This window comes from Citrobacter sp. Cpo012, from assembly GCF_030333015.1.
Lineage (GTDB): Bacteria > Pseudomonadota > Gammaproteobacteria > Enterobacterales > Enterobacteriaceae > Citrobacter > Citrobacter portucalensis.
Genome location: NZ_JAOWGR010000023.1, coordinates 1 through 342 on the forward strand (window position 1 = coordinate 1; position 342 = coordinate 342).

Genomic DNA, 342 nt, shown 5'->3' on the forward strand with positions numbered 1-342 from the left:
CATCCGTAGCTCAGCTGGATAGAGTACTCGGCTACGAACCGAGCGGTCGGAGGTTCGAATCCTCCCGGATGCACCATCTTCTCCGAGGCAACAGCAAACTGTTGTTTCATGGTCTGCGAGATAATCGCGAGCACCAGGGAGGATAACGTTGCTTTAGCAACGGCCCGCAGGGTGAGGCGCAGCCGAGTAATCCTCCTGGATGCACCATCTCTTACTTGATATCGCTTATCACGATATCAATATCGGCAGTAAAGCAAGTTTTCCGATGCATCCGTAGCTCAGCTGGATAGAGTACTCGGCTACGAACCGAGCGGTCGGAGGTTCGAATCCTCCCGGATGCAC

General features: G+C 54.1%; 1 tRNA gene. It reads left to right on the forward strand.

The features are described 5' to 3' along the window. The first annotated feature begins 267 nt into the window (after positions 1-267). Positions 268-341 (forward strand) — tRNA-Arg (locus OGX90_RS01190). The last annotated feature ends 1 nt before the right edge of the window (position 342 follow it).